General features: G+C 49.3%; 1 protein-coding gene. It reads right to left on the bottom strand.

All coding sequences use genetic code 11. The features are described from left to right. The coding region (locus tag SB754_RS19255) for a hypothetical protein (protein WP_410784020.1) at nucleotides 1–460 on the bottom strand (460 nt) is incomplete at both ends.

The following is a 460-nucleotide window of genomic DNA, read 5'->3' as shown; positions in this document are numbered from 1 at the left end:
ACTTGTAGTGTATTTTTCGGTCCTTATGGTCGACCGGCACTTGAAGCCGCATGCTTTCTAAACGATTCGCAAGATGCTGAGGCAGACTGACCTCCCTGATGAGCCCGCCCTTCCCGATCACCGTGTACCTAATTCCTTCTCTAAATTTCTCTTGGGCCGCTGGCCGATTATCCATAGCGCGCTCAGAGGCCAGCCTAATAGTCAAAAGTTCATGAGCCCTTAAACCTGCTGCAGCTGCAAGCTCAGTACTAAACGCATTACGATCGGACTGATGCGCAAGAATACGCTCCAGTTGTTCGGCTGTATAATTACGGCTTTTCAGTTGCTGCTGTTTTTCTGCCTTAATGACTGCCAATCGTTGCTTATCACTGAACGTGCCATTCTGCCTCAAAACTGCCTGGAGAGCTTGGCGATCACGATCCAACGTTTTCTGCCCTACAGCTTTCGCACGTTCATAAAG

This window comes from Leifsonia sp. SIMBA_070 (assembly GCF_046534635.1).
Classification (GTDB): Bacteria; Actinomycetota; Actinomycetes; order Actinomycetales; family Microbacteriaceae; genus Leifsonia.
This window is presented reverse-complemented; position numbering and strand designations above follow the sequence as displayed.